This window comes from Deltaproteobacteria bacterium, from assembly GCA_028818775.1.
In the GTDB taxonomy this organism is placed as follows: domain Bacteria; phylum Desulfobacterota; class Binatia; order UBA9968; family JAJDTQ01; genus JAJDTQ01.
Genome location: JAPPNE010000123.1, coordinates 1 through 7513, shown reverse-complemented (window position 1 = coordinate 7513; position 7513 = coordinate 1). Strand labels below are relative to the sequence as shown.

Sequence of the window (7513 nt, the reverse complement as noted above, 5' to 3'; positions counted from 1 at the left end):
CGGCGACGTCTTCGGCTTCGAGTTCTTCGACACCGGCTCGGTCATCAAGCAGTCCATGGAGCTGATCGACAAGGAAGGCGCCGGCGTCCTGCTCTACCTGCAGCCCGAGGGCAAGGGCCTGCGCACCGACGAGGCCGGAAAGCAGCGGAGCTTCCGCGATTTCGGCATCGGCGCCCAAATCCTCCGCGACCTCGGCGTGCGCAAGCTCCGCCTCGTCACCAACAACCCCCGCAACCTCGTCGGCCTCTCCGGCTACGGCCTCGAGATCACCAGCTCCGTCTCCTTCACCACCCCACCCAACACGATAGGAAGGCCCGGCGCGGCGGGGTGACTACGCCGGCGCGTCGGCGGAGTCCTTCCGCAGGTACCGGTGCACGGAGTTCCGCAGGCGCTTGAGGGCGTCGTCGATGGAGCGGAACATCTGCTCCTCCATCAGTTCGCCGTTGATCCAGTAGTCGAGGGACGGCGACTCGGTGAAGTTGATGTCCAGGAGCTTCTCGCCGGGGGGGTCGCCGGTGACGAGGATGCGGACGGAGTAGCCGGCGTCGATGGCGAGGGCGCGGGCGTAGCGCGGGATGCGCAGGGCGTCCTTGATGTGGTTGAGGCGCTTGGGGGGGAACTCGCCGACGCCCAGGGATACGTGGACCCAGCGGTCGTCGTTGTTGCCCAGCTCGCGCAGGACCTGGCCGTTGATGTCGACGATGTTCTGGAGCGCGCGTTCCTGCCGGTAGTCCTTCAGCAGCTCGAAGGCCCAGCGCTCGATCACGCCCTTGGGTTCGCGCTCGGCGGGTTCCTGTCCCCGCCGGATGCCGGTGTCGATCCACCACTTGGTTTCCTGGATGGCGGGGTCGGGGCCGATCTCCGCCGGCTCCGGTGCCACGGATTCTTCCGTCGGAGGGGCGTCGGCGCCCGGTTTCTCGGGGTCGGCCAAGGACCTGTACCTATACCTTGAACTCGTTCAGCGTGCTCGGCGCGAACAGGCTGTCCACCGCCAGCGGCTGCTTGATGAGGCCCTGCTCGTGGGCGTAGCCCACCAGCGTCTCGAGGACGTGGCGGTTGGACTCCAGCCCGTAGGCCCAGGGATCCGGTCCGAGGACCTCCCTTTCCTTCTCCATCTGCTCGATGGACCAGGCCATCATGTACTTGAGCGCGGAGTACTCGTACATGGCCTCGGCGCACAGCCGCTTGGACTCGCAGAAGGCCTTGTAGAGGTTCTGTGCCACCCAGGGATGGCGCTCGTACACGTCCTCCCGGAAGACCACGGTGTGCATGATGGGGAAGATTCCCGTCTTCCGGAAGTAATCCTCCTCCACCGAGCGGAAGTCCGGGAACAGCCGCGCCACCTTGGGCGAGCGGCGCACGAAAGGAGACGGCATGTGGGCCGAGACCAGGGCGTCGATTTCGCCGTTCTCCAGCATGGAGGAGAGGGTCTGGCCCGGGCCGATGGGGGTGATGGAGAGGGTCTCGGGCAGATCCGGACGGAGTTTTTCCTCCCGTCCGGGCGTCTCTTCGCCGCCCGTGAACCAGTTCACCTTCTCGATATCGACGCCGTACTCGTGTTGCAGGATGCCGCGTTGCCAGATGGCCGCGGTCATCTGGTACTCGGGGACGCCCACCCGCTTGCCCGTCAGGTCGGCGGCTTCCTTGATGCCCGAGCCGGTATGGATGTAGATGCCGGAGTGCCGGAACGCGCGGGAGGGGAACACCGGGATCGCCACGAACCGCGGCGTGCCCTTGTCCCGGGACATCATGTAGGAGCCCATGGACATCTCGGCGGCGTCGAAGTCCTGGTAGCGCAGCATGCGCCAGAAGGTTTCCTCCACCCGGAACGGCAGGTAGGTGAGGTCGACCCCCTCCACCGGAACGCGGCCTTCCTGCAGGGGGCGCGTCCGGTCATAGTCCCAACAGGCGACGGTGATGCTTACTCTTGCCATGCGTTTGATCTCTCCCGGATTGATCTTTCCCGTGTCTTGCCGGTCGACGCCGGCCACCGGATAAGGTAACAGGAATGGTTGGGCAGTGTAAGGATGGCGGCGGGGCGCGGGGGCCGGTTTGTTGACCGGCAAGGGCTTTTGTGTGTATATAGGGACCGACTGCAAAAGGTTATTGATTTCTTTATCTTACCCGAGGAACCATGCTTTTTGACTTCGCCAGCGTGCTGGTATTCACGTTGTTGGGTGCGGCCTTCGTCTGGGTGAACCTGTTGATCGGTCGCCTGTTGCGGCCTTCCAACCCACAGCTCCGCAAGCTCTCCACCTATGAGTGCGGCGAGCCTGCCTCCGGGAGCGCGTGGGTCAACTTCAACGTCCGGTTCTACTTCATCGCCCTGATCTTCATCATCTTCGAGGTGGAGATTGCCTTCATCTTCCCGGTGGCGGTCGTGTTCCGCGACTGGCTTCAGAACGACGCGGGACTGTTCGCGTTCGGCGCCATCGCCGTCTTCACCCTCATCGTGTTCCTGGGCCTCATCTACGACTGGTGCAAGGGCGACCTGGAGTGGGTGAAGAACTAGTCTCGCGACGGACAGCCACCAGGCAGGTATCGACGACATGACGGCAAAAGAGATATTCGAGCGCGTGAACGAGCTTTGCCCCGGGGCCGCCACGGACCTTGACGAAGAGTGTCTGGACCCGTTCTTCAAGATCAACGCGGCCAACCTCAAGGAAGTGTGCCTGGCGTTGCGGGACGACGGGGCGCTCAAGTTCAGCGTGCTTTCCGACCTGACGGCGGTGGATCTCCCCACCGAGAACGTCATCCAGGTGGTCTACCACCTGTACTCGTACGAGCCTCCGCAACAGATTGTGATCAAGGCCGACGTGGACCGGGACGCGGCCCGGATCGCGACGGTGGAGGACGTCTGGAAGGTCGCCAACTGGTTCGAGCGGGAAGTGTTCGATCTCTTCGGAGTCGTCTTCGAAGGGCACTCGGACCTTCGCCGTATCCTGCTGCCGGAGGACTGGGTGGGCTATCCCCTGCGCAAGGACTTCGTGGAGCAGGAAGAGTACGACGGCATCAGCACAGAACGCGAGCCGCTGGTTCCGGAGAACATGCGCTAGACGGGTCGCGGCAGAGTGCCGCGGTCGAATTGTAGGGGCGGGTTTCAAACCCGTCCGTGTCCGTGTCGTTGACGAAGGAAGGACATCATGGCTGAGGTTGCCGAACACACCGGCTTGCACACCGAAGACATGACCCTGAACGTGGGGCCGCAGCATCCGAGCACCCACGGCGTGCTGCGGTTCGTGGTCAAGACCGACGGCGAGGTCATCAACGAGGCCATCCCCGACGTCGGCTACCTGCACCGCTCCATCGAGAAGATCGGCGAGAAGTGCACGTGGCACGGCTATGTCCCCTACACCGACCGCGCCGACTATCTCGCCGCCATGTTCGCCAACCAGGGCTTCTGCATGGCGGCGGAGCGGCTGGGCAACGTCGAGGTGCCGCCCCGGGGCGAGTACTGCCGGGTGATCGCCTGCGAGCTCAACCGCGTCGCCAGCCACCTGATCGCGGTGGGCACCTTCGGGCAGGACATCGGCGCCATCACCCCCTTCCTGCATGCCCTCCGGGAGCGGGAGAGCATCAATGACCTGATGGAGGAGATCTGCGGCGCTCGCCTCACCTACAACTACCTCCGGATCGGCGGCGTCGGCTACGACATCAAGCCCGAGACGTGCGCGCGGATCACCGCGTTCCTGGACCATTTCGAGCCCATCGTCGACGAGTACAACCGGCTGCTGTCGTACAACAAGATCTTCATCGAGCGGCTGGCCAACGTCGCGGTGATCTCCAAGGAGGACGCGCTCCAGTACAACCTGGTGGGTCCCAACCTGCGGGCTTCCGGCGTCCACTGGGACATCCGCCGCGACATCCCCTACTCGGTCTATCCCGAGCTCGACTTCGAGGTGCCGGTGGGGCGCGGCGAGCGCGGCACCCTGGGGGACTCCTACGACCGCTATTACGTGCGCATCCGCGAGTTGATGGAGAGCTGCAAGATCCTGCGCCAGTGCCTCGACAAGATGCCCGACGGGCCGGCCGTCGCCAAGGTGGCGCGCAAGTTCAAGCCGCCCGCCGGCGAGACCTACGTGCGCATCGAGGCGCCGCGCGGGGACATGGGCTACTACGTGGTCAGCGACGGCAGCGAGTACCCCTACCGGGTGCGCATCCGCACCGGCTCCTTCACCGCCATGAGCATCATCGACAAGATCAGCCCGGGGATCATGGTGGCGGACCTGATCGCGCTGATCGCGAGCCTGGACGTGGACGCTCCGGAGATCGATCGTTAGGCTGGCGATGGAATCCACCATTCAAGACCTCATACAGTCCCTGATACAGGCCTTGCTGCCGGGGGCCATCCCGGTGTCCGTGGGCTATGCGCTGGCGGCGATCCTCGTGGCCTTCGCCGTGCTGTCGTTCTTCGTCGCGCCGCTGGCCGGGGTCACGAGCTGGCTCGAGCGGCGCGTGTGGGCGCGCATGCAGTCCCGCGTCGGCCCCAACCGGGTCGGGCCGCAGGGCATCCTCCAGTGGCTCGCGGACGGCGTCAAGAACATCCAGAAAGAGGACATCGTCCCGGCGTCGGCCGACAGGAAGCTCTTCCTGTTGGCGCCGTACGTCGTCTTCGCCGGGTTCATCGGGGCCTTCGTCGTCATCCCCTTCGGAAGCTGGCTGATCCCCGCCGACCTGAACATCGGCATCCTCTACCTGCTGGCCATCACCTCGCTGGCGGTGGTGGGCATCCTGATGGCGGGCTGGTCGTCCAACAACAAGTGGTCGCTCCTGGGCGGCATGCGCTCCGCCGCGCAGATCGTCAGCTACGAGATCCCCGCCGGGCTGTCGGTGCTGGTGGTGATCTTCCTGTCCGGCACCCTGAGCATGCAGGGCATCATCCAGGCCCAGGGCTGGGCGCCGCAGGACTGGTTCATCTTCTACAACCCCTTCACCCTGGTGGCCTTCTTCATGTTCTTCACCTCGGCGCTGGCCGAGGGCAACCGCACGCCCTTCGACATTCCCGAGGCCGAGTCAGAGCTGGTGGCCGGCTACGTGACCGAGTACAGCGGCATGCGCTTCCTGTTCTTCTTCTTCGCGGAGTGGGGCAACCTGTACGTCATCGGCGCCATCGCGACGACCCTGTTCCTCGGCGGCTGGCAGATTCCGGCGACCATTTTCGGCGTGACCATGGCCGAGCATCCGGTGGCCAAGGGCGTGGTGGAGTTCACGGTCTTCTTCGCCAAGTCATATCTGTGGGTCCTGGTGGCCATGTGGATCCGCGGCACCCTGCCTCGGGTGCGGGTGGACCAGCTCATGGCCATGTGCTGGAAATACATGGTGCCCATCGCGTTCGTGTGCCTGTTCGGCACCATCGTGCTGCTGGTGATCTGGCCCGAGGGAAACCCCGCGCTGAGCCTGGCGACCCTGGGCTTCACGGTGCTGGTAATCGTTTATTTCATGTGGCGGGTGGCCTACCAGATCAGGCACTCGCGCCCCGAGCTTTACCTCAAGCCCTACGTCTAGGGATAACGAAAGCGGGGAAACGTCATGAGCGCAGTCATCGCATACTTCGGGAACATCAAGGATACCGTGAGCAGCATCTTCGAGGGCATGTCCATCACCTTCTCGCACTTCGTGCGCAAGCCCTCCACGGTGCAGTATCCCGACCGCATCGCGCAGCAGGTGCAGGACACTCTGCCCCTGCGTTACCGCGGCATCCTCGAGGTCGACATGGACATCTGCACCGGGTGCCTGGCGTGCGAGCGGGTGTGCCCGATCAACTGCATCGCCATCGGCATCGAACGGAACACCGAGACGAACCAGCGCGACTTCACCCTGTTTGACATCGACATATGCAAGTGCATGTATTGTGGGCTGTGCATGGAGGCCTGCCCCACGGGATCCATTCGCCACACTCAAGAGTTCGAGGGCGCCTGCAACAATCCCGCCGGTCTGGTGCGTCATTTCGTGACCGAGAGAGTGCCTCTGTACAAGCCGAAGAAGGGCGGAGAGACGGAACCCCGGATGGTTCAGAAGGTGGATATCGGAAAGAGGTACCTGGACGAGATAGCCGAACCGGAAAACTGACGGCCACGAAGCCGGATCCGCGAGGCTTGATCGCCGGAAGGCTGCTGTTCCCGCCGCCGCGGTGCACCTACTGCCGGCCCCATTCGTCTGATACGGGCCGGTAGACCTCCCATCAAAAGGCTGCTCCCATCAAAAGGCTGATACGATCATGGAGATTCCCATACACGTCCTCGTTTTCTACCTGGTTGCCCTGGTGGTGGTGGGGTCCGCGTGCATCGTGGCGTTCTCGCGCAACATCGTGCACTCGGCGTTCTCGCTGCTGGGCACCTTCGGCGGGGTGGCCGCGCTCTACGTGTTCCTGGGCGCGGACTTCGTGGCGGCGGTGCAGGTGTTGATCTACGTGGGAGGCATTCTCGTGCTGATCCTGTTCGCGGTGATGCTGACCCACCGGATCAGCGACATCGACATCACCAACCGGACGGTGGGGCGCATCCCCGGACTGGTGGCGGGCGCGGTCTTCCTGTGCATCCTCGTCTACGCCATCGCCGGGACCGATTGGGCGAAGGCCAAGGAAGTGGCTTTCGAGCCCACCACGGCGGCCATAGGCAACCTCTTCCTGGGCGAGTACCTGCTGCCGTTCCAGATCGCCGCGGTGGTGCTGCTGGTGGCCCTCATCGGCGCCATCACGCTGTCGCGCAAGGAAATCAAGGAATAGAGTCTCGCGAGATGGCTGAATACGTTGCATTGCTGGCGGACGTCGGGCTGAAGCACTACCTGGTGGTGTCCGGCATCCTGTTCGCGCTGGGCATCTACATCGTTCTCACGCGGCGCAACGCCATCAGCATCCTGCTGGGGGTCGAGCTCATCCTCAACTCCGCCGGGCTGAACTACGTGGCGTTCTCGCACTTCAGCACCGGGCAGGTGGACGGGCAGATCTACACGGTGTTCATCATCATGCTGGCCGCCTCCGAGGCCGCCATCGGCCTCGCCATCGTCCTCGCCATCTACCAGCTCTTCAGCACCATCGACGTCGAGGCCACCGAGACGCTCAAGGATTAGAACCGAGTCAGCGCGCCATGGACCACCCCGTTCAAACCGATTTTCTGCGTTGGATCGTGCTGTTCCCGCTGCTGGGCGCGGCGGTGAACGGCCTGCTGGGCGCCCGCATCCAGGAGCAATGGGGCAAGCGCGCGGTGGCGTTCATCGCCTGCGCTCCCGTGACCCTGTCCTTCCTGTTCTCGCTGTGGGCCTTCGGCCGGCTGCTCGGGCTCCCGGCCAAGGAGCGTTTCCTGATCGACGCGTTCTACACATGGATCCCCATGGGCTCGTTCAGCGTGGACGTGGCCTTCTGGGTGGACCCCCTGTCGGCCATCATGATCCTGGTGGTGAGCGGCATCGGCGGCCTGATCCACTTCTACTCCATCGGCTACATGCACGAGGACCGCTCCCTGTGGCGCTACTTCGCCTACCTGAACCTGTTCACCTTCTCCATGCTGCTGCTGGT

At 64.0% G+C, this 7513-nt stretch carries 11 protein-coding genes; 9 read left to right on the top strand and 2 right to left on the bottom strand.

Annotated features, from left to right (window positions below; all coding sequences use genetic code 11):
* Positions 1-331: bifunctional 3,4-dihydroxy-2-butanone-4-phosphate synthase/GTP cyclohydrolase II (locus OXU42_13750; GenBank protein ID MDE0030453.1), on the top strand; the 331-nt coding region annotated here is incomplete at its 5' end.
* On the opposite strand, the gene OXU42_13745 is transcribed toward OXU42_13750, so the two are convergent.
* Together OXU42_13745 and OXU42_13740 are read right to left on the bottom strand one after the other, a co-directional pair.
* Positions 332-880, bottom strand: coding sequence for a hypothetical protein (locus OXU42_13745; protein ID MDE0030452.1), 549 nt, complete (start codon positions 878-880; stop codon positions 332-334).
* Positions 881-941: 61 nt separating this feature from the next.
* Positions 942-1934: an ABC transporter substrate-binding protein gene (locus tag OXU42_13740; GenBank protein ID MDE0030451.1), complete on the bottom strand. Its 993-nt coding sequence runs from the start codon at positions 1932-1934 to the stop codon at positions 942-944.
* 200 nt (positions 1935-2134) lie between these two features.
* Between OXU42_13740 and OXU42_13735 the strand changes: the two genes are divergently transcribed.
* The 8 genes from OXU42_13735 to OXU42_13700 all read left to right on the top strand — a co-directional run.
* Complete coding sequence (locus tag OXU42_13735) at positions 2135-2512, top strand: NADH-quinone oxidoreductase subunit A (protein MDE0030450.1); 378 nt, start codon at positions 2135-2137, stop codon at positions 2510-2512.
* A 37-nt stretch (positions 2513-2549) separates the two neighbouring features.
* Positions 2550-3056 carry an NADH-quinone oxidoreductase subunit C gene (locus OXU42_13730; protein MDE0030449.1) on the top strand — a complete coding sequence of 169 codons (507 nt, stop codon included), beginning with the start codon at positions 2550-2552 and terminating at the stop codon, positions 3054-3056.
* A gap of 87 nt (positions 3057-3143) precedes the next feature.
* Positions 3144-4280 carry an NADH-quinone oxidoreductase subunit D gene (locus tag OXU42_13725; GenBank protein ID MDE0030448.1) on the top strand — a complete coding sequence of 379 codons (1137 nt, stop codon included), beginning with the start codon at positions 3144-3146 and terminating at the stop codon, positions 4278-4280.
* Between the two features lie 7 nt (positions 4281-4287).
* Positions 4288-5505, top strand: coding sequence for an NADH-quinone oxidoreductase subunit NuoH (gene nuoH / locus OXU42_13720; GenBank protein MDE0030447.1), 1218 nt, complete (start codon positions 4288-4290; stop codon positions 5503-5505).
* Positions 5506-5529: 24 nt separating this feature from the next.
* Positions 5530-6069 carry a 4Fe-4S binding protein gene (locus OXU42_13715; GenBank protein ID MDE0030446.1) on the top strand — a complete coding sequence of 180 codons (540 nt, stop codon included), beginning with the start codon at positions 5530-5532 and terminating at the stop codon, positions 6067-6069.
* 148 nt (positions 6070-6217) lie between these two features.
* Entirely contained in the window at positions 6218-6724 is a 507-nt protein-coding gene (locus OXU42_13710; GenBank protein MDE0030445.1) for an NADH-quinone oxidoreductase subunit J, read from the top strand.
* Positions 6725-6735: 11 nt separating this feature from the next.
* Positions 6736-7068 carry an NADH-quinone oxidoreductase subunit NuoK gene (gene nuoK, locus OXU42_13705; GenBank protein MDE0030444.1) on the top strand — a complete coding sequence of 111 codons (333 nt, stop codon included), beginning with the start codon at positions 6736-6738 and terminating at the stop codon, positions 7066-7068.
* A 17-nt stretch (positions 7069-7085) separates the two neighbouring features.
* Positions 7086-7513 (top strand): NADH-quinone oxidoreductase subunit L (locus OXU42_13700; GenBank protein ID MDE0030443.1); only part of this gene is annotated, 428 nt, incomplete at its 3' end.

Excerpts from the sequence above, each read along its gene's own strand:
- OXU42_13740 (MDE0030451.1), bottom strand. The coding sequence starts at position 1,934 with ATGGCAAGAGTAAGCATCACCGTCGCCTGTTGGGACTATGACCGGACG.
- OXU42_13735 (MDE0030450.1), top strand. The coding sequence starts at position 2,135 with ATGCTTTTTGACTTCGCCAGCGTGCTGGTATTCACGTTGTTGGGTGCG.
- OXU42_13730 (MDE0030449.1), top strand. The coding sequence starts at position 2,550 with ATGACGGCAAAAGAGATATTCGAGCGCGTGAACGAGCTTTGCCCCGGG.
- OXU42_13725 (MDE0030448.1), top strand. The coding sequence starts at position 3,144 with ATGGCTGAGGTTGCCGAACACACCGGCTTGCACACCGAAGACATGACC.
- nuoH (MDE0030447.1), top strand. The coding sequence starts at position 4,288 with ATGGAATCCACCATTCAAGACCTCATACAGTCCCTGATACAGGCCTTG.
- OXU42_13715 (MDE0030446.1), top strand. The coding sequence starts at position 5,530 with ATGAGCGCAGTCATCGCATACTTCGGGAACATCAAGGATACCGTGAGC.
- OXU42_13710 (MDE0030445.1), top strand. The coding sequence starts at position 6,218 with ATGGAGATTCCCATACACGTCCTCGTTTTCTACCTGGTTGCCCTGGTG.
- nuoK (MDE0030444.1), top strand. The coding sequence starts at position 6,736 with ATGGCTGAATACGTTGCATTGCTGGCGGACGTCGGGCTGAAGCACTAC.